This window comes from Lelliottia sp. SL45, assembly GCF_026672535.1.
In the GTDB taxonomy this organism is placed as follows: Bacteria; Pseudomonadota; Gammaproteobacteria; order Enterobacterales; family Enterobacteriaceae; genus Enterobacter; species Enterobacter nimipressuralis.
In genome coordinates this window covers 3,063,582-3,083,370 of sequence record NZ_JAPPRH010000003.1, presented here as the reverse complement: position 1 = coordinate 3,083,370, position 19,789 = coordinate 3,063,582, and the positions used below count along the sequence as shown (strand labels likewise).

Genomic DNA, 19,789 nt, shown 5'->3' with positions numbered 1-19,789 from the left:
ATCCTCCTTGTTGAAGTGAGGAGGTAAATATGAAGAGGTCTACCGCACGTCAGTTTTATCAGCACTACTTTTCAGCGACAAAGGGAGTGTCTTGGCTGGCCCGCCAGTGCGCAGAACAGCGCCTGAAAATGCTTGAAGATCTGATGCAGTGGGACGTTACGAAATCGACCTCTGACCGCTGACTCGCCTCGACCATGTGTGACTGAGTATTGGTGCTTATCACCCGCCAGCAAAATGTTTTTGCTGGCTTTTTTCGTTTACACTGCCTCTCCATTTCGCTCCTCTTTGACAAGGAACTGCGCATGCTCTGGTTGATGACGATGGGCCGCCGCCTGAACGGCGTGTATGCCGCTTTTATGCTGGTGGCCTTTATGATGGGCGTCGCGGGGGCGCTACAGGCGCCGACCCTGAGCCTGTTCCTGAGTCGTGAGGTGGGCGCACAGCCTTTCTGGGTGGGCCTGTTTTACACGGTCAACGCCATTGCCGGGATCCTGGTCAGCCTGTGGCTGGCAAAACGATCCGACAGCCAGGGCGATCGCCGCAAATTAATTCTGTTCTGTTGCGCGATGGCCATCGGCAACGCTCTGCTGTTTGCCTTCAACCGCCACTATCTGACGCTGCTCACCTGCGGGGTGCTGCTGGCTTCGCTCGCCAATACCGCCATGCCGCAGCTTTTTGCGCTCGCCCGTGAGTACGCGGACAGCTCGGCGCGGGAAGTGGTGATGTTCAGCTCGGTGATGCGTGCACAGCTCTCCCTGGCGTGGGTGATCGGCCCGCCGCTGGCCTTTATGCTGGCGCTGAATTACGGCTTTACGGTGATGTTCTCCATTGCGGCCGGGATTTTTGCCATCAGCCTGGCGCTGATCGCCTTTGTGCTGCCGTCGGTCGCCCGGGTGGAGCAGGCGGCGGATACGCCCGTCACCCAGGTGAGCGGCTGGCACAATAAAAACGTGCGCATGCTGTTCATAGCCTCGACGCTGATGTGGACCTGCAACACCATGTATATCATCGATATGCCCCTGTGGATCAGCAGCGATCTTGGGCTGCCGGATAAGCTCGCCGGGATCTTAATGGGCACCGCCGCCGGGCTGGAAATCCCGGCAATGATCCTCGCGGGCTTTTACGTGAAGCGCTTTGGCAAACGCCGGATGATGGTGGTTGCGGTGGCGGCTGGCGTCCTGTTTTACCTGGGATTGATCCTGTTTCACAGTCGCGAAGCGCTGCTGGCGTTGCAGCTGTTTAACGCGATTTTTATCGGCATTGTCGCCGGGATTGGGATGCTGTGGTTCCAGGACCTGATGCCCGGACGGGCGGGCTCAGCCACGACGTTATTCACCAACAGTATTTCGACCGGGGTGATTCTGGCGGGGGTGATTCAGGGGGCGCTGGCGCAAAGCTATGGTCACTTTGCCGTGTATTGGGTGATTGCGGGGATATCGCTGGTGACGCTGGCGCTGACGCTTCGCGTCAAAGAGAGTTAAACAAAAAGGCCCGCTTGCGCGGGCCTTTTTCGTTAGCGCATAAACGCCGGTTGTTTGTTTTCGTAGTCTGCAATGGAGGCTTCGTGCTGCAGGGTTAAACCAATGCTGTCGAGGCCGTTGATCATGCAGTGACGGCGGAAGTCGTCGATTTTAAAGCTGTAAGTTTTGTCACCCGCTTTCACCACCTGCGCTTCCAGATCCACCTCAAACGAAATGCCCGGATTCGCCTTCACCAGCGCGAACAGCTCATCGACCTGTTCGTCGGTCAGCGTCACCGGCAGGAGCTGGTTGTTGAAGCTGTTGCCGTAAAAGATGTCGGCAAAGCTCGGGGCGATCACCACTTTAAAACCGTAGTCCGTCAGCGCCCACGGGGCGTGTTCGCGGGACGAGCCACAGCCAAAGTTTTCGCGGGCTAACAGGATCGATGCGCCTTTAAATTCCGGGAAGTTCAGAACGAACTCGGGATTCGGCTGCTGGCCCTGATCGTCGAGAAAACGCCAGTCGTTGAACAGGTGCGCGCCAAAGCCAGTGCGGGTCACTTTCTGTAAGAACTGCTTGGGAATGATGGCGTCCGTATCAACGTTCGCCGCATCCAGCGGGACAACCAGACCCGTATGTTGGGTAAATTTCTCTGCCATGATTGTCTCCTTATTTCAAACCACGAATATCAGCAAAATGGCCGGTCACAGCGGCAGCCGCTGCCATTGCCGGGCTGACCAGATGGGTACGTCCACCGCGGCCCTGACGGCCTTCAAAGTTACGGTTGCTGGTGGAGGCGCAGCGCTCGCCCGGGTTCAGACGGTCGTTGTTCATGGCCAGACACATGGAGCAGCCCGGTAAACGCCACTCAAAACCGGCTTCGATAAAGATCTTGTCCAGCCCTTCAGCTTCAGCCTGGGCTTTTACCGGGCCAGAGCCTGGCACGACCAGCGCCTGCACGCCGGGCGCGACTTTACGGCCTTTGGCGATTTCCGCCGCTGCACGCAAATCTTCAATGCGAGAGTTGGTGCAGGAGCCGATAAACACTTTGTCGATTGCCACGTCGGTCAGCGGAATGCCCGGTTTCAGGCCCATGTACGCCAGCGCTTTTTCGGCGCTTGCGCGTTCCACCGGATCGGCAAAGGAGGCCGGATCGGGAATGTTGTCGTTAACGGAAATCACCTGACCTGGGTTGGTGCCCCAGGTAACCTGTGGTGCGATATCTTCTGCCTGCAGGGTGACAACGGTATCGAATGTCGCGCCGTCGTCGGTTTGCAGGGTTTTCCAGTATTCCACCGCCTCGTCAAAATCGTTGCCTTTCGGCGCGTGCAGACGGCCTTTCACATAGTTGAAAGTAGTCTCGTCCGGTGCGACCAGACCGGCTTTAGCACCCATCTCGATCGCCATGTTGCACAGGGTCATACGGCCTTCCATGCTCAATGCACGGATAGCATCGCCGCAAAACTCCACCACGTGACCGGTTCCGCCTGCGCTGCCGGTTTTACCGATAATCGCCAGCACGATATCTTTCGCGGTGATACCTGCCGCCGCCTGACCTTTGACTTCGATTTTCATGGTTTTCGCGCGGCCCTGTTTCAGGGTTTGCGTCGCCAGAACGTGCTCGACTTCGGAGGTTCCGATACCAAACGCCAGCGCACCGAACGCGCCGTGCGTGGCGGTATGGGAGTCGCCGCAGACGATGGTCATTCCCGGCAGGGTGATGCCCTGCTCAGGACCCATTACGTGGACGATGCCCTGATACGGGTGGTTCAAATCGTACAGCTCAACGCCGAAGGCGTTGCAGTTCTTAATCAACTCCTGCATCTGGATACGCGCCATCTCGCCCGACGCGTTGATGTCTTTGGTCTGAGTCGACACGTTGTGATCCATCGTGGCGAAGGTTTTACCCGGCTGGCGAACGGGACGATTGTGCGCGCGCAGACCGTCAAAGGCCTGCGGTGACGTCACTTCGTGCACCAGATGACGGTCAATGTACAGCAGCGGGGTTTCGTTTGGTGCCGAGTAGACTACGTGCGCATCAAACAATTTTTCGTATAACGTCTTCGCCATGATTACACCCCTTCAGCGACATAGCGGGCAATGATATCGCCCATTTCATCGGTACTGACGGCCGCCGCGCCGCGCGCTAAATCGCCCGTGCGGATACCTTCTTCTAATGCGCGGTTGATGGCGCTTTCGATTGCATCGGCCGCGTCGTTCGCGTCCAGGCTGTAGCGCAGCAGCAGGGCCAGGGAGAGGATCTGTGCAATCGGGTTAGCGATATTTTTACCGGCGATATCCGGCGCGGAACCGCCCGCAGGCTCATACAGGCCAAAGCCCTCTTCGTTCAGGCTGGCGGAGGGCAGCATGCCCATGGAGCCGGTGATCATCGCGCATTCATCGGACAAAATATCGCCGAACAGGTTGGAACACAGCAGCACGTCGAACTGCGACGGGTCTTTGATCAGCTGCATGGTGGCGTTGTCGATGTACATGTGTGCCAGCTCAACGTCCGGGTACTCTTTGGCGATTTCATTGACGATTTCGCGCCACAGAATCGAGGATTGCAGGACATTGGCTTTATCAATAGAGGTCACTTTGTGACGACGTTTGCGCGCAGATTCAAACGCGATGCGGGCAATACGTTCGATTTCAAAGCGGTGATAAACCTCGGTATCGAATGCTTTCTCGTGCTGACCGCTGCCTTCGCGGCCCTTCGGCTGGCCGAAGTAGATCCCGCCGGTTAATTCACGCACGCACAGAATGTCGAAGCCGTTGGCGGCAATGTCGGCACGCAGCGGGCAAAACTCTTCCAGCCCCTGATACAGCTTCGCCGGACGCAGGTTGCTGAACAGTTTGAAATGTTTACGCAGCGGCAGCAGCGCGCCGCGCTCAGGTTGCTCTGCGGGTGGCAGATGTTCCCATTTCGGGCCACCGACGGAGCCAAACAGGACCGCATCGGCGTTTTCGCAGCCTTCAACGGTGGCTTTCGGCAGCGGGGTGCCGTGGTTATCAATCGCAATACCGCCCACATCGTAGTGGCTGGTGGTGATTTTCATCGCGAAACGGGCGCGGATTGCTTCCAGGACTTTCAGGGCTTGTGTCATCACTTCCGGGCCAATGCCATCGCCCGGCAACACAGCAATATGGTAATTCTTCGACATTACACGGTTTCCTTATTGTTCTCTTTATTCTGAGCTTTGCGTTGTAACTCTTTCTCGACTTCTGCGGCGCGCCAGATGTTGTTCAGGACGTGCACCATGGCTTTGGCAGAGGATTCGACGATATCTGTCGCCAGGCCAACGCCGTGGAAACGACGGCCGTTATAGGTGACAACAATGTCGACCTGACCCAGCGCATCTTTGCCGTGACCTTTGGCGCTCAAATCGTATTTGACCAGCTCGATGTTGTAGTCGGTGATGCGGTTGATCGCCTGATAAATCGCATCTACCGGGCCGTTACCGTTGGCGGCTTCGGCTTTTACCTCATCGCCGCAGGCCAGTTTGACCGAGGCGGTCGCGATATCGCTGGAGCCGGACTGCACGCTGAAGTAGTCCAGACGGAAGTGCTCTGGCTCTTCCTGCTGTTTATTAATGAAGGCTAATGCTTCCAGGTCGTAGTCGAAGACTTGGCCTTTTTTATCGGCCAGTTTCAGGAACGCGTCGTACAGGTGATCCATGTTGTAGTCGCTTTCCTTGTAACCCATCTCTTCCATACGGTGTTTCACCGCCGCACGGCCAGAGCGGGAGGTCAGATTCAACTGCACCTGATTCAGACCGATGGATTCCGGGGTCATGATTTCGTAGTTTTCGCGGTTCTTCAGCACGCCGTCCTGATGAATACCGGAGGAGTGGGCGAAGGCGCCAGTGCCGACAATCGCTTTGTTCGCCGGGATAGGCATGTTGCAAATCTGGCTAACGGTCTGGCTGGTGCGCCAGATTTCGTTGTGATTAATGCGGGTCTGCACATTCATGATGTCTTTGCGCACTTTGATCGCCATGATCACCTCTTCCAGTGAACAGTTACCGGCACGTTCGCCGATGCCGTTCATTGCGCCTTCCACCTGGCGAGCCCCGGCGTGCACTGCGGCAATGGCGTTGCCCACGGCCAGGCCCAAATCGTCGTGGGTATGGACAGAAATAATGGCTTTATCAATGTTCGGCACATGTTCATACAGCCCGGTGATGATGTTGGAGAACTCGAACGGCATGGTGTAACCGACGGTGTCCGGGATGTTGATAGTAGTGGCACCCGCGTTAATCGCGGCTTCTACTACGCGGGCCAGATCGGCAATCGGCGTGCGGCCAGCATCTTCACAGGAGAATTCGACGTCGTCGGTGTACTTACGGGCGCGTTTCACCATGTACACCGCGCGTTCGATCACTTCATCCAGGGTGCTACGCAGTTTGGTTGCGATGTGCATCGGGGAGGTGGCGATAAAGGTGTGAATTCGGAAGGCTTCAGCCACTTTCAAGGATTCGGCGGCCACGTCGATATCTTTCTCGACGCAGCGGGCCAGACCACACACGCGGCTATTTTTGATGGTGCGCGCAATGGTCTGGACGGATTCAAAATCACCCGGTGAAGAGACCGGGAAGCCCACTTCCATTACGTCGACACCCATACGTTCCAGGGCCAGCGCAATCTGCAGTTTCTCTTTCACACTCAGGCTTGCCTGTAACGCCTGTTCACCGTCACGTAAAGTTGTATCGAAAATAACGACTTGCTGGCTCATGGGTTTGGTCCTTGTCTGTCCTGGGGCGCCTTGCTACGAGCATAAAAAAACCCGCGCAATGGCGCGGGTTTTTTGTTTACCGGAGACGATTCAACGTTGAATTTCGCCCGCCAGCCTACCGCGCACAGTGGATGCGTTTAGTAGTAGTAGGCTGAGGAAACGAACGGTACGAATCATGAATCAGGCTCCAGATGAATGCGTTATGCTTTTAGTGGTACTGGATATGCGGAATCAAGTCAACCCCTGAGGCGAAAAACGCCCGCGATCCATGATAACTGTGGTCCTGGTTCTTTAGCGTATTGTGCTAGGTTTTCCCTACGGCGTTATTTAAATTGTCTAATTTTGGACTTTAAAACCGTTCCGGGAATAAATTTAATATAATTGGTTTCAATTAATTATTTTCTGAAATTTAAAGGGTGTGGTTATTAAAACCATTGAAATCATTGGGTTGGATTCTGTCTGGGTGCGGTAATGGTGAATGAAAATCAAGCAATGATAATGACATGTTAACGGACAGTCGTTGATAGGATGGGTTAGTTTAAGAAAACTTAAATAATTGTTTACCTGTAGGCTTGTTGTTTATTCATTGGATTTATGGTTTCATTCCATTCCTAATGTTTTAGTTATTACTTTTAAATTTTTAACGCTTGAGCTTGTGTATACCTGCACCTGTTATTTGGCGTGAGTGTTTATATATTCCGAATTTTAAACTTTTCTCTTTTTCTGGTTTTATCTGCATGATAAATAATATTTTTAAAAGTTATTATTGCGCCAAGTCAAAGGGAGTTTAGCGTGACAGTGGAGTTAGATATGTTAGAAAAAACAAATGAACGGCCTCACGCCATTGAAGCAAACAGGCCTCAGCTACGTACGGTGGATCTTAACTTATTAACCGTTTTTGATGCTGTTATGCAGGAACAAAATATTACCAGAGCCGCACAGGCGTTGGGAATGTCCCAACCTGCAGTGAGTAATGCCGTCGCCAGGCTGAAGCTGATGTTTAACGACGAGCTATTCGTGCGATATGGCCGCGGCATCCAGCCTACGGCAAGGGCTTATCAGCTTTTTGCGTCTGTTCGCCAGGCGCTACAACTGGTGCAGAATGAGCTGCCGGGGTCCGGTTTCGAACCTTTAAGCAGCGAGCGCGTTTTTCATCTCTGCGTGTGCAGTCCGCTGGATAATTATCTGACCTCCGTTATCTATAATAAAGTGGAAGAAATAGCCCCAAATATTCATCTCATATTTAAGTCCTCCTTAAACCACAATACTGAACATCAGTTACGCTATCAGGAAACGGAATTTGTTCTGGGTTACGAAGAGTTTCGCCGTCCGGAGTTTTCTTGTGTGCCGCTGTTTAACGATGAAATGGTGTTAGTCGCCAGTAAATCTCACCCGCGCATCAACGGGCCATTACTGGAAAATGATGTTTATAATGAGCAGCACGCGGTTGTGGCACTCGACAGATATGCGTCATTTAGCCAGCCGTGGTATGACACACCGGATAAACAAGCCTGCGTGGCGTATCAGGGGATGGCCATGGTGAGCGTATTAAATATTGTTTCGCAGACTCAACTTGTTGCTATTGCTCCGCGCTGGCTGGCGGAAGAATTCTCTGCCCAGCTTAATCTGCAAATATTATCGTTGCCGCTGAAACTCAATAGCCGAACGTGTTATCTTTCGTGGCACGAAGCGGCCGGGCGAGATAAAGGCCATCAGTGGATGGAAGAGCTGTTAGTCAGTGTTTGTCGGCGCTAATCCACATCAGGATAAATCGGTGCAATGCATCCGGTTTATCCTGTTATTTTTTTAATGGGTAGTATTTTATTCTGAATTGAATTTTTCCTTTCGCTTTTTTCCATGCAAAAATAGATGAATTACTGATTCCCCGCCTATTTAAGCGATGAACCATCATCGCAAAAGTCTATTCCAGTGGAAATCACCATATCTTGTCATAATGCCTGTGTATTCTGCTTTTACGCCTCTTTTCGCGCCTCCGTTTGCTGATTGCCTGCCTCATGGGGAGCGGTTAAGGTGAAGGTCACTCTGCAAAAATGAAAGACAGGGGAAACCCTGGAAAGCAAGACGGCGAGGAAATGAGTTCCTCTGTTCGTCTATAACAAGAAGCCTGGAGGCAAACCATGGAGATGTTGTCTGGCGCCGAAATGGTCGTCCGGTCACTTATCGATCAGGGCGTCAAGCAAGTATTCGGTTATCCCGGAGGCGCAGTCCTCGATATTTACGATGCGTTACACACCGTCGGCGGTATCGATCATGTGCTGGTGCGTCATGAGCAAGCCGCTGTGCATATGGCTGATGGTCTGGCACGTGCCACCGGAGAGGTGGGCGTGGTGCTCGTCACCTCAGGGCCTGGGGCAACCAACGCCATTACCGGCATTGCAACCGCCTACATGGATTCCATCCCACTGGTCATTTTATCCGGACAGGTTGCCACCTCGCTGATTGGTTACGACGCTTTTCAGGAGTGCGACATGGTGGGGATCTCCCGCCCGGTGGTGAAGCACAGCTTCCTGGTCAAACAAACGGAAGACATTCCAGGGGTGCTGAAAAAAGCCTTCTGGCTGGCGGCCAGTGGACGTCCTGGTCCTGTGGTAGTTGATTTACCAAAAGATATTTTGAATCCGGCCAATAAACTGCCTTACGTCTGGCCCGACTCCGTGAGCATGCGCTCCTATAATCCAACGACCCAGGGGCATAAAGGCCAAATCAAACGTGCGCTGCAAACGCTGATTGCGGCGAAAAAACCGGTGGTCTATGTCGGCGGTGGTGCTGTGAATGCCCACTGTCACACGCAGCTGCGCGAATTAATCGAAAAATTAAACTTGCCTGTGGCTTCATCGTTGATGGGGCTGGGTGCTTTTCCGGCCACGCATCGTCAGGCGCTGGGTATGTTGGGTATGCATGGCACCTATGAAGCCAATATGACCATGCACAATTCCGATGTGATTTTTGCCGTCGGCGTGCGCTTTGACGATCGCACCACCAACAATCTGGCGAAATACTGTCCGAATGCGACGGTGCTGCACATTGATATCGACCCGACCTCTATTTCCAAAACGGTGCCTGCCGATGTGCCGATTGTCGGCGATGCGTTGCAGGTGCTGGAACAGATGCTGGATCTGCTGGCGCAAGAGCCTGCCGCGCAGCCGCTGGATGATATTCGCGACTGGTGGCAGCAGATTGAGCAGTGGCGTGGGCGTCAATGCCTGAAATATGACACGCAAAGCGAACACATTAAGCCGCAGGCGGTGATCGAAACGATCTGGCGACTGACAAAAGGGGATGCCTACGTCACCTCGGATGTGGGCCAGCATCAGATGTTTGCCGCCCTCTACTACCCGTTTGATAAACCGCGCCACTGGATAAACTCCGGTGGTCTGGGCACCATGGGGTTCGGGCTGCCTGCTGCATTAGGCGTCAAACTGGCGCTCCCGGATGAGATCGTCGTGTGCGTGACCGGTGATGGCAGTATCCAGATGAACATTCAGGAGCTTTCTACCGCCTTGCAGTACGATCTCCCGGTGCTGGTCCTGAATCTGAATAACGGCTACCTGGGCATGGTGAAGCAGTGGCAGGACATGATCTATTCCGGTCGTCACTCCCAGTCGTATATGAAATCGCTGCCGGACTTTGTGCGCGTGGCGGAGGCCTATGGCCACGTCGGCATGCGTGTCAGCGATCCGAATGAACTGGAAGCGAAGCTCGGCGAAGCGCTGGAGCACGTCAGGAACAACCGCCTGGTCTTTGTGGATGTGATCGTCGATGGGACGGAGCACGTCTACCCGATGCATATTCGCGGCGGCGGTATGGATGAAATGTGGTTGAGCAAAACGGAGAGAACCTGATGCGCCGGATATTATCTGTACTTCTGGAAAACGAATCGGGCGCGTTATCGCGCGTCATAGGGCTTTTCGCCCAGCGCGGTTACAACATTGAAAGCCTGACCGTGGCACCGACGGACGATCCGACGCTGTCGCGGATGACCATTCAGACCGTGGGTGATGCGAAAGTCCTTGAGCAAATTGAAAAGCAGCTGCATAAATTAGTGGATGTGCTGCGAGTGAGTGAATTAGGGCAGGGGGCGTACGTTGAGCGCGAAGTGATGTTGGTCAAAATTCAGGCCAGCGGATATGGACGCGAAGAGGTCAAACGCAACGCGGATATCTTCCGTGGGCAGATCATCGACGTGACGCCTTCTATCTATACTGTTCAGCTTGCCGGAACCAGCGATAAACTCGATGCGTTTCTGGCCTCCGTGCGTGATGTCGCCAAAATTGTTGAGGTGGCGCGCTCGGGTGTCGTGGGCTTGTCTCGCGGCGATAAAATTATGCGTTAGTCGTCAAAAAAGTTCGCCTCTTTCGACCCGGTCTGCAAAGCCGGGTTTTTTTTTGCCTAAACGGACCCTAAGGAAGAGAAAAGCGGTTGCCGCAACGACTATTCTGCGTTTAGATGTTAAAAGATATAACCATAAACCTGACAAGGCCATGGACTCTTTTATTTCGTTTAAGGGGCAATTGTGAAACTGGATGAAATCGCCCGGCTAGCCGGCGTGTCACGAACTACGGCGAGCTATGTGATTAACGGTAAAGCAAAGCAGTACCGTGTTAGCGACAAAACCGTTGAAAAAGTCATGGCGGTGGTTCGTGAGCATAACTACCATCCGAATGCTGTTGCGGCCGGGCTACGTGCCGGGCGCACCCGATCTATTGGTCTGGTTATTCCGGATCTGGAAAACACCAGCTACACCCGTATTGCGAACTACCTCGAACGTCAGGCGCGCCAGCGTGGCTATCAGCTGCTGATCGCCTGCTCGGAAGATCAGCCCGATAACGAGATGCGCTGCATTGAGCATCTGCTCCAGCGTCAGGTCGACGCGATCATTGTTTCCACCTCTCTGCCACCAGAGCACCCTTTCTATCAGCGCTGGGCGAATGGCTCGTTCCCGATCGTCGCGCTGGATCGTGCGCTGGATCGCGAGCACTTCACCAGCGTCGTGGGCGCCGATCAGGATGATGCCGAGATGCTGGCCGCCGAGCTGCGTACCTTCCCGGCAGAAACCGTGCTCTACCTTGGCGCGCTGCCGGAGCTGTCCGTCAGCTTCCTGCGCGAGCAGGGGTTCCGTACTGCCTGGAAAGACGATCCGCGTGAAGTGCACTATCTCTACGCTAACAGCTACGAGCGCGAAGCCGCGGCGCAGCTGTTTGAGAAATGGCTGGAGACGCACCCGATGCCGCAGGCGCTGTTTACCACCTCTTTCGCGCTGTTACAGGGCGTGATGGACGTGACGCTTCGCCGCGAAGGGAAACTCCCTTCTGAGCTGGCTATTGCGACCTTTGGGGATAACGAACTGCTCGATTTCCTGCAGTGTCCGGTGCTGGCCGTAGCCCAGCGTCATCGTGACGTGGCTGAGCGCGTACTGGAGATTGTGCTGGCGAGTCTGGATGAACCGCGCAAGCCAAAACCGGGGCTGACGCGTATCAAACGTAATCTCTATCGACGCGGTGTATTGAATCGTCGTTAATTATCATTTTAGGGCAGGTCAACTGCCCTGATTGTTTCTCATTATCACGGCAAATAATATCCGGACTAAAATTAGGATAATTCTCTAAGATTCATAGCCTGCTATTCTTATTAATTCATATCGCATTCATCGGAGGCTTTTTAAGGTTATTTCGGCAACAGTAAGCACTCTTTTTTGTATTGTTTTGTTACAAAGCCTCCTCTCATGCTGAATTATCAGCCATTTTTTCTTCTTTGATGCCCACCTGCGTGCCAGGTCTTGTGTATTCACGCTTCTCCGGTGAATCTGGCGCTGTTATCCCCGTGCGTAATGTCTTAAAATGCCGCCCGCGTCGCAAACTGACACTTTATATTTGCCCGTGGTGGTATGGAGTGATTTTTAACATTCGAATGCATATCTGTTTTTTTTCTTACAAATATTCATGACGTTAATTTTGCCTCGCCAGTTGTGCAGTAATTAATCAAGTTGGGTTATGTCCGTAAATAGGGGGCTTTCCGTCCTGTATCGCGGTAGTCCTGGCTTGACAAGCTTTTCCTTCGCTCCGTAAACTCCTTTATGTGGGAATTTGTGGGTTAAAGTGGTGATAAGGGGTGAGGCTGGCATGTTCCGTGGGGCGGCGTTGGTCAATCTCGACAGCAAAGGGCGTTTATCGGTACCAACCCGATATCGCGATCAGCTGATCGAAAGCGCGTCTGGTCAAATGGTTTGCACCATTGACATCAACCACCCCTGCCTGCTGCTTTACACCTTGCCCGAATGGGAAATTATTGAGCAAAAGCTGTCGCGACTGTCGAGCATGAATCCGCAGGAACGCCGCGTACAGCGGTTGTTATTGGGACATGCCAGTGAATGTCAGATGGATAACGCAGGGCGATTATTGATAGCGCCTGTGTTGCGCCAGCATGCGGGTCTGACAAAAGAAGTGATGCTGGTCGGGCAGTTCAACAAGTTTGAACTGTGGGATGAAACGACCTGGTATCAACAGGTCAAGGAAGATATCGACGCTGAGCAGTCTGATTCCGCAGTGTTGTCGGATCGATTGCAGGACTTGTCTCTATAAATATGATGGAAAATTATAAACATACAACGGTGCTACTGGATGAGGCTGTCAACGGCCTGAATATTCGTCCTGATGGCATCTATATCGATGGAACCTTTGGTCGCGGTGGTCACTCGCGTCTGATCCTCTCCCAACTGGGAGCGGAAGGCCGCTTACTGGCAATCGATCGCGATCCGCAGGCAATTGCCGTGGCGAAGACCATCGATGATCCACGCTTTTCCATCGTCCATGGACCTTTCTCTGCGCTGGCGGACTATGTCGCCGAGCGCGGCCTGACGGGCAAGATCGACGGCATTCTTCTCGATCTTGGCGTCTCTTCACCACAGCTTGATGATGCAGAACGCGGTTTTTCCTTTATGCGTGACGGGCCGCTGGATATGCGTATGGACCCGACTCGCGGTCAGTCTGCGGCGGAATGGCTGCAAACGGCCGACGAAGCTGACATCGCCTGGGTGATTAAAACCTTCGGCGAAGAGCGTTTCGGCAAGCGTATCGCGCGCGGCATCGTGGAGCGTAACCGCATCGAGCCGATGACGCGTACTAAAGAGCTGGCAGAAGTTGTGACCGCGGCAACGCCGGTCAAAGACAAATTCAAACATCCCGCGACCCGTACCTTCCAGGCGGTGCGCATCTGGGTAAACAGTGAACTGGAGGAGATAGAGCAGGCGCTAAAAAGCTCGCTCGGCGTGCTGGCCCCAGGTGGGCGGCTATCCATCATCAGCTTCCACTCGCTGGAAGACCGTATTGTGAAGCGCTTTATGCGTGAACAAAGCCGCGGTCCTCAGGTGCCCGCTGGACTGCCGATGACGGAAGAGCAACTCAGGAAGCTGGGTGGCCGTCAGTTGCGAGTAGTAGGCAAGTTGATGCCGGGCGAAGAAGAGGTGGCAGAGAATCCACGTGCCCGTAGTTCAGTGCTGCGCATTGCAGAGAGGACGAACGCATGATCAGCAGAGTGACAGAGACCTTAAGCAAGGTTAAAGGATCGTTAGGAAGCAACGAGCGCCATGCCTTGCCTGGCGTGATCGGCGACGATCTCTTGCGGTTTGGAAAGCTGCCACTCTGCCTGTTCATTTGCATCATTGTGACGGCTGTGACGGTGGTGACCACCGCGCACCATACCCGCTTATTGACCGCGCAACGCGAGCAGATGGTGCTGGAACGCGATGCGCTGGATATCGAATGGCGAAACCTGATTCTTGAAGAAAACGCGCTCGGCGATCACAGCCGGGTTGAACGGATCGCAACGGAAAAGCTGCAGCTGCAGCATGTTGATCCTTCGCAGGAAAATATTGTAGTACAAAAATAAGGGAACACGCGACGCATGAGAGCAGCGGCGAAAACGCAAAAACCGAAACGTCAGGAAGAACAGGCCAACTTTGTGAGTTGGCGTTTTGCGTTGCTTTGTGGCTGTATTTTACTGGCGCTGGTGTTCCTGCTGGGCCGTGCGGCGTGGTTGCAGATCATTGCACCGGACATGCTGGTGCGTCAGGGCGACATGCGATCCCTGCGCGTGCAGGAGGTCTCCACTTCTCGCGGGCTGATCACTGACCGTTCTGGTCGCCCGCTGGCGGTGAGTGTGCCGGTGAAAGCGATCTGGGCCGATCCGAAAGAGCTGCATGACGCCGGGGGCGTGACCCTCGATAACCGCTGGAAGGCGCTGGCCGATGCGTTGAAAATGCCGCTCGATCAGATGGCGGCCCGCGTTAACGCAAACCCGAAAGGGCGCTTTATCTATCTGGCGCGTCAGGTGAACCCTGATATGGCCGATTACATCAAAAAACTGAAACTGCCGGGCATCCATCTGCGTGAAGAATCACGCCGTTATTACCCGTCGGGAGAAGTGACCGCTCACCTCATTGGCTTCACCAACGTTGATAGCCAGGGGATCGAAGGGGTCGAAAAAAGCTTTGATAAATGGCTGACGGGTCAGCCGGGCGAGCGCGTGGTGCGTAAAGACCGCTATGGCCGCGTGATTGAGGATATCTCCTCAACCGACAGCCAGGCCGCGCACAACCTGGCCCTGAGTATCGATGAACGTCTGCAGGCGCTGGTTTACCGCGAGCTGAACAACGCCGTGGCGTTCAACAAAGCCGAATCCGGCAGCGCTGTGCTGGTGGATGTCAGCACTGGTGAAGTGCTGGCGATGGCCAATAGCCCGTCCTATAACCCAAATAACCTGACGGGGACGCAAAAAGATGTGATGCGTAACCGTACCATCACTGACGTCTTCGAGCCTGGTTCGACCGTCAAACCGATGGTGGTGATGACTGCGCTTCAGCGTGGCATTGTCAACGAAAATACCGTTCTGAATACGATCCCTTACCGAATTAACGGTCACGAAATCAAAGACGTGGCGCGTTACAGCGAATTGACCCTGACCGGGGTTTTGCAGAAGTCGAGTAACGTCGGTGTTTCAAAGCTGGCGTTAGCGATGCCGTCCTCAGCGTTAGTAGAGACTTACTCACGTTTTGGGCTAGGAAAGGCGACCAATTTGGGGTTGGTCGGAGAACGCAGTGGCTTATATCCTCAAAAACAACGGTGGTCTGACATAGAGAGGGCCACCTTCTCTTTCGGCTACGGGCTAATGGTAACGCCGTTACAGTTAGCGCGAGTCTACGCAACGATTGGCAGCTACGGGGTCTATCGCCCGCTGTCGATTACCAAAGTTGATCCACCGGTTCCCGGCGAGCGTATCTTCCCGGAAGCCACCGTGCGTACCGTCGTGCACATGATGGAGAGCGTCGCCCTGCCGGGCGGCGGTGGCGTAAAAGCCGCCATCAAGGGCTATCGCATCGCGATTAAAACCGGTACCGCGAAAAAAGTGGGGCCGGACGGCCGCTACATCAACAAATACATTGCTTACACCGCAGGCGTCGCGCCTGCCAGCAATCCGCGTTTTGCGCTGGTGGTCGTCATTAACGATCCACAGGCGGGTAAATACTACGGCGGCGCCGTCTCCGCGCCAGTGTTCGGTGCCATCATGGGCGGTGTGTTACGCACCATGAACATCGAGCCTGATGCGCTGGCCACGGGCGATAAAAATGAATTTGTAACTAATCAAGGCGAGGGAACAGGTGGCAGATCGTAATTTGCGCGACCTTCTTGCTCCGTGGGTGCAAACGCTGCCCGCGCGAGAACTGCGGGAGATGGTACTCGACAGCCGTATGGCTGCGTCGGGCGATCTTTTTGTAGCAGTAGTCGGTCATCAGGCGGACGGGCGTCGGTATATCCCGCAGGCGATAGCGCAAGGTGTAGCTGCCATTATTGCTGAGGCAAAAGATGAGGCAACCGACGGCGAAGTCCGTGAAATGCACGGCGTACCGGTCATCTATCTCAGCCAGTTAAACGAGCGTCTCTCGGCCCTTGCGGGACGTTTTTATGATGAGCCGTCCGATCGGCTGCGTCTGGTTGGCGTCACGGGCACCAACGGTAAAACCACTACCACGCAGCTGATGGCGCAGTGGGCCGAGCTGCTGGGTGAAACCAGCGCAGTAATGGGCACCGTTGGCAACGGTCTGTTGGGCAAAGTAAACCCGACGGAAAACACCACCGGCTCTGCGGTAGATGTGCAGCATGTGCTTGCCGGTCTGGCAGGGCAGGGCGCGACCTTTGCTGCGATGGAAGTCTCTTCTCACGGTCTGGTCCAGCACCGCGTGGCCGCCCTGAAATTTGCGGCATCGGTCTTTACCAACCTGAGCCGCGATCACCTTGATTATCACGGCGACATGGAAAGCTACGAAGCTGCGAAATGGCTGCTTTATTCCACGCACCACTGCGGTCAGGCGATTGTTAACGCCGATGATGAAGTGGGCCGCCGCTGGCTGGCTAAGCTGCCGGATGCGGTGGCTGTGTCGATGGAAGACCACATTAATCCGAACTGTCATGGCCGCTGGCTGAAAGCGACGGACGTGAAGTATCACGATAGCGGCGCAACGATTCGCTTTGACTCCACCTGGGGCGAAGGCGAAATCGAAAGCCGCCTGATGGGCGCGTTTAACGTAAGCAATCTGCTGCTGGCGCTGGCGACGCTGCTGGCGTTGGGTTATACGCTGGCCGATCTGCTGAAAACCGCCGCGCGTTTGCAACCCGTTTGTGGCCGCATGGAAGTGTTTAGCGCACCGGGCAAACCCACGGTTGTCGTCGATTACGCTCACACCCCGGATGCGCTGGAAAAAGCGCTGCAGGCGGCCCGTCTGCACTGCACCGGTAAACTGTGGTGCGTGTTTGGCTGTGGTGGCGATCGAGACAAAGGTAAGCGCCCACTGATGGGGGCAATTGCCGAGCAGTTCGCGGATATTCCTGTTGTGACAGATGACAACCCGCGTACCGAAGAGCCGCGCGCGATTATCAACGATATTCTCGCGGGTATGCTCGATGCCGGGCGTGCACGTGTGATGGAAGGCCGTGCTGAAGCGGTGACGAATACCATCATGCAGGCTAAAGAGAACGACGTCGTGCTGCTGGCCGGTAAAGGCCACGAAGATTACCAGATCGTCGGCGCACGTCGCCTGGATTACTCGGATCGCGTCACAGCGGCACGCCTGCTGGGAGTGGTGGCATGATTAGCTTAACGCTAAGCCAGGCCGCTTCTTTACTCAAGGGCGAGCTACTTGGCCAGGATCTGACTATTGATGCCGTAACTACCGACACCCGCAAAATCACTGCGGGCTGTCTGTTTGTGGCGCTGAAAGGCGAGCGCTTCGACGCCCATGATTTTGCCGATCAGGCGAAAGAAAACGGGGCCGGCGCGCTGCTGGTCAGCCGTAAGCTGGATATCGACCTGCCGCAGATTGTGGTGAAAGACACCCGTCTGGCGTTTGGCGAGCTGGCGGCCTGGGTGCGTCAGCAGGTTCCGGCACGTGTTGTGGCACTGACCGGCTCTTCCGGTAAAACCTCCGTAAAAGAGATGACGGCGGCCATTCTGAGCCAGTGCGGCAACACGCTCTATACCGCAGGCAATTTGAACAATGATATCGGCGTACCGATGACGCTCCTGCGTCTGACGAAAGAATACGATTACGCCGTGATCGAATTAGGCGCCAACCACCAGGGCGAGATTGCCTGGACCGTCGGCCTGACGCGTCCTGAAGCGGCGTTAGTGAATAACCTCGCCGCCGCACATCTTGAAGGCTTCGGCTCGCTGGAAGGCGTGGCAAAAGCCAAAGGTGAGATCTACACCGGTCTGCCGAAAGACGGCATCGCCATTATGAATGCCGATAACAACGACTGGCTGAACTGGAAAAGCGTGATTGGTTCTCGCAAAACGTGGCGTTTCTCGCCAAATGCGGCCAACAGCGATTTCACCGCGACCAACATCCACGTGACCTCTCACGGGACTGAATTTACGCTGCAGACCCCGACAGGTGGCGTGGACGTTTTACTGCCACTGCCTGGACGCCACAACATCGCCAACGCACTGGCGGCTGCCGCGCTGTCGATGGCGGTGGGTGCCACGCATGAGGCGATCAAAGCGGGTCTTGCGAATCTGAAAGCGGTGCCGGGGCGTCTGTTCCCGGTTCAGCTCGCAGAAAACAAACTGCTGCTGGATGACTCCTACAACGCTAACGTCGGTTCCATGACTGCCGCTGTGCAGGTGTTGGCAGAAATGCCGGGCTACCGCGTGATGGTGGTGGGCGACATGGCTGAGCTTGGTGTTGAGAGCGAAGCCTGTCACATCCAGGTCGGTGAAGCGGCAAAAGCGTCTGGCATCGATCGGGTGTTGAGCGCCGGGACGCTGAGCCAGGCAATTAGCCAGGCGAGCGGTGTCGGTGAGCATTTCGCAGAAAAAACAGCGCTGATTGAGCGCCTTAAAACGCTTGTTAAAGAACACCAAATTGTGACGGTTTTAGTGAAAGGTTCACGTAGTGCCGCCATGGAAGAGGTCGTGCACGCATTACAGGAGAACGGAACATGTTAGTTTGGCTGGCCGAACATTTGGTCAAATATTATTCAGGCTTTAACGTCTTTTCCTATCTGACGTTTCGCGCCATCGTCAGCCTGCTGACCGCGCTGTTCATCTCTTTGTGGATGGGCCCGCGCATGATCGCCCGTCTGCAAAAACTCTCCTTTGGCCAGGTCGTGCGTAACGACGGTCCGGAATCACACTTCAGTAAACGCGGCACGCCGACTATGGGGGGGATCATGATCCTCACCGCCATTGTCGTTTCTGTTCTGCTGTGGGCTTACCCGTCAAACCCTTACGTCTGGTGCGTGCTGACCGTTCTTATCGGCTACGGCATTATCGGTTTTGTCGATGACTATCGCAAAGTGGTGCGCAAAGACACCAAGGGCCTGATTGCTCGCTGGAAATACTTCTGGATGTCGGTCATTGCCCTCGGCGTGGCGTTTGCGCTCTATCTGGCAGGGAAAGACACGCCAGCGACCGAGCTGGTGGTGCCGTTCTTCAAAGATGTCATGCCGCAGCTGGGCCTGTTCTACATCCTGTTGGCCTACTTCGTGATTGTCGGAACGGGGAACGCCGTTAACCTGACCGACGGTCTCGATGGCCTGGCGATTATGCCAACCGTGTTTGTCGCCGGTGGTTTTGCGCTGGTGGCATGGGCGAGCGGTAACATGAACTTTGCCAGCTACCTGCACATTCCTTATCTGCGTCACGCCGGTGAGCTGGTGATTGTCTGCACGGCAATTGTCGGCGCGGGCCTCGGTTTCTTATGGTTCAACACCTATCCGGCGCAGGTCTTTATGGGCGACGTCGGTTCGCTGGCCCTGGGCGGGGCGCTCGGCATTATCGCCGTACTGCTGCGTCAGGAGTTCCTGCTGGTGATTATGGGCGGCGTGTTTGTGGTTGAAACCCTCTCGGTAATTTTGCAGGTCGGCTCCTTCAAGCTGCGCGGTCAGCGCATCTTCCGTATGGCGCCGATTCACCACCACTATGAACTGAAAGGCTGGCCGGAACCGCGCGTGATTGTGCGCTTCTGGATTATTTCGCTGATGCTGGTCCTGATTGGCCTGGCCACGCTGAAGGTACGTTAATC

General features: G+C 54.8%; 18 protein-coding genes. 13 read left to right on the top strand and 5 right to left on the bottom strand.

Annotation, left to right across the window (positions count from 1 at the left end; translation table 11 throughout):
- Positions 1 to 29: 29 nt before the first annotated feature.
- Together sgrT and OVA10_RS20965 are read left to right on the top strand one after the other, a co-directional pair.
- Positions 30 to 182: a glucose uptake inhibitor SgrT gene (gene sgrT, locus OVA10_RS20970; protein WP_100777656.1), complete on the top strand. Its 153-nt coding sequence runs from the start codon at positions 30 to 32 to the stop codon at positions 180 to 182.
- A gap of 120 nt (positions 183 to 302) precedes the next feature.
- Positions 303 to 1,481 carry a sugar efflux transporter gene (locus tag OVA10_RS20965; RefSeq protein WP_102104589.1) on the top strand — a complete coding sequence of 393 codons (1,179 nt, stop codon included), beginning with the start codon at positions 303 to 305 and terminating at the stop codon, positions 1,479 to 1,481.
- Between the two features lie 32 nt (positions 1,482 to 1,513).
- Here the strand turns inward: OVA10_RS20965 and leuD are convergent, their stop codons facing one another.
- From leuD to leuL, 5 genes are all read right to left on the bottom strand, one after another.
- Complete coding sequence (gene leuD, locus OVA10_RS20960; protein ID WP_123429492.1) at positions 1,514 to 2,119, bottom strand: 3-isopropylmalate dehydratase small subunit; 606 nt, start codon at positions 2,117 to 2,119, stop codon at positions 1,514 to 1,516.
- 10 nt (positions 2,120 to 2,129) lie between these two features.
- Positions 2,130 to 3,530 (bottom strand): 3-isopropylmalate dehydratase large subunit, encoded by a 1,401-nt coding sequence (gene leuC, locus OVA10_RS20955; protein ID WP_100777638.1) that lies wholly within the window; start codon positions 3,528 to 3,530, stop codon positions 2,130 to 2,132.
- A 2-nt stretch (positions 3,531 to 3,532) separates the two neighbouring features.
- The gene (gene leuB / locus OVA10_RS20950; protein ID WP_100777637.1) at positions 3,533 to 4,624 is read right to left on the bottom strand and encodes a 3-isopropylmalate dehydrogenase; all 1,092 of its coding nucleotides are present in this window, start codon (positions 4,622 to 4,624) and stop codon (positions 3,533 to 3,535) included.
- Positions 4,624 to 6,195: a 2-isopropylmalate synthase gene (gene leuA / locus OVA10_RS20945; RefSeq protein WP_268196730.1), complete on the bottom strand. Its 1,572-nt coding sequence runs from the start codon at positions 6,193 to 6,195 to the stop codon at positions 4,624 to 4,626. Before leuA ends, leuB begins: the two co-directional genes overlap by 1 nt.
- A gap of 90 nt (positions 6,196 to 6,285) precedes the next feature.
- Entirely contained in the window at positions 6,286 to 6,372 is an 87-nt protein-coding gene (leuL, locus tag OVA10_RS26190) for a leu operon leader peptide (RefSeq protein ID WP_100777635.1), read from the bottom strand.
- 633 nt (positions 6,373 to 7,005) lie between these two features.
- Here leuL and leuO point away from each other — a divergent pair.
- From leuO to mraY, 11 genes are all read left to right on the top strand, one after another.
- On the top strand, positions 7,006 to 7,950 hold the full coding sequence (gene leuO, locus OVA10_RS20940) for a transcriptional regulator LeuO (protein WP_100777634.1): 945 nt from the start codon (positions 7,006 to 7,008) through the stop codon (positions 7,948 to 7,950).
- 383 nt (positions 7,951 to 8,333) lie between these two features.
- Positions 8,334 to 10,058 (top strand): acetolactate synthase 3 large subunit, encoded by a 1,725-nt coding sequence (gene ilvI, locus OVA10_RS20935; RefSeq protein WP_123429490.1) that lies wholly within the window; start codon positions 8,334 to 8,336, stop codon positions 10,056 to 10,058.
- Positions 10,058 to 10,549 (top strand): acetolactate synthase small subunit, encoded by a 492-nt coding sequence (gene ilvN, locus OVA10_RS20930; protein ID WP_100777632.1) that lies wholly within the window; start codon positions 10,058 to 10,060, stop codon positions 10,547 to 10,549. The genes ilvI and ilvN overlap by 1 nt, the downstream gene beginning before the upstream one ends.
- A gap of 180 nt (positions 10,550 to 10,729) precedes the next feature.
- Positions 10,730 to 11,734 carry a catabolite repressor/activator gene (gene cra / locus OVA10_RS20925; protein WP_100777631.1) on the top strand — a complete coding sequence of 335 codons (1,005 nt, stop codon included), beginning with the start codon at positions 10,730 to 10,732 and terminating at the stop codon, positions 11,732 to 11,734.
- A 601-nt stretch (positions 11,735 to 12,335) separates the two neighbouring features.
- Positions 12,336 to 12,794 (top strand): division/cell wall cluster transcriptional repressor MraZ, encoded by a 459-nt coding sequence (gene mraZ, locus OVA10_RS20920; protein WP_123429489.1) that lies wholly within the window; start codon positions 12,336 to 12,338, stop codon positions 12,792 to 12,794.
- Positions 12,795 to 12,796: 2 nt separating this feature from the next.
- Positions 12,797 to 13,738 carry a 16S rRNA (cytosine(1402)-N(4))-methyltransferase RsmH gene (rsmH, locus tag OVA10_RS20915; protein ID WP_100777629.1) on the top strand — a complete coding sequence of 314 codons (942 nt, stop codon included), beginning with the start codon at positions 12,797 to 12,799 and terminating at the stop codon, positions 13,736 to 13,738.
- Entirely contained in the window at positions 13,735 to 14,100 is a 366-nt protein-coding gene (gene ftsL / locus OVA10_RS20910; RefSeq protein ID WP_014068894.1) for a cell division protein FtsL, read from the top strand. Before rsmH ends, ftsL begins: the two co-directional genes overlap by 4 nt.
- Positions 14,101 to 14,115: 15 nt before the next feature.
- Complete coding sequence (locus OVA10_RS20905) at positions 14,116 to 15,882, top strand: peptidoglycan glycosyltransferase FtsI (protein ID WP_100777628.1); 1,767 nt, start codon at positions 14,116 to 14,118, stop codon at positions 15,880 to 15,882.
- Complete coding sequence (murE, locus tag OVA10_RS20900) at positions 15,869 to 17,356, top strand: UDP-N-acetylmuramoyl-L-alanyl-D-glutamate--2,6-diaminopimelate ligase (protein WP_181827333.1); 1,488 nt, start codon at positions 15,869 to 15,871, stop codon at positions 17,354 to 17,356. Before OVA10_RS20905 ends, murE begins: the two co-directional genes overlap by 14 nt.
- Complete coding sequence (gene murF, locus OVA10_RS20895; RefSeq protein ID WP_107702260.1) at positions 17,353 to 18,711, top strand: UDP-N-acetylmuramoyl-tripeptide--D-alanyl-D-alanine ligase; 1,359 nt, start codon at positions 17,353 to 17,355, stop codon at positions 18,709 to 18,711. Before murE ends, murF begins: the two co-directional genes overlap by 4 nt.
- The gene (mraY, locus tag OVA10_RS20890; RefSeq protein ID WP_095280770.1) at positions 18,705 to 19,787 is read left to right on the top strand and encodes a phospho-N-acetylmuramoyl-pentapeptide-transferase; all 1,083 of its coding nucleotides are present in this window, start codon (positions 18,705 to 18,707) and stop codon (positions 19,785 to 19,787) included. The genes murF and mraY overlap by 7 nt, the downstream gene beginning before the upstream one ends.
- Positions 19,788 to 19,789 lie beyond the last annotated feature (2 nt).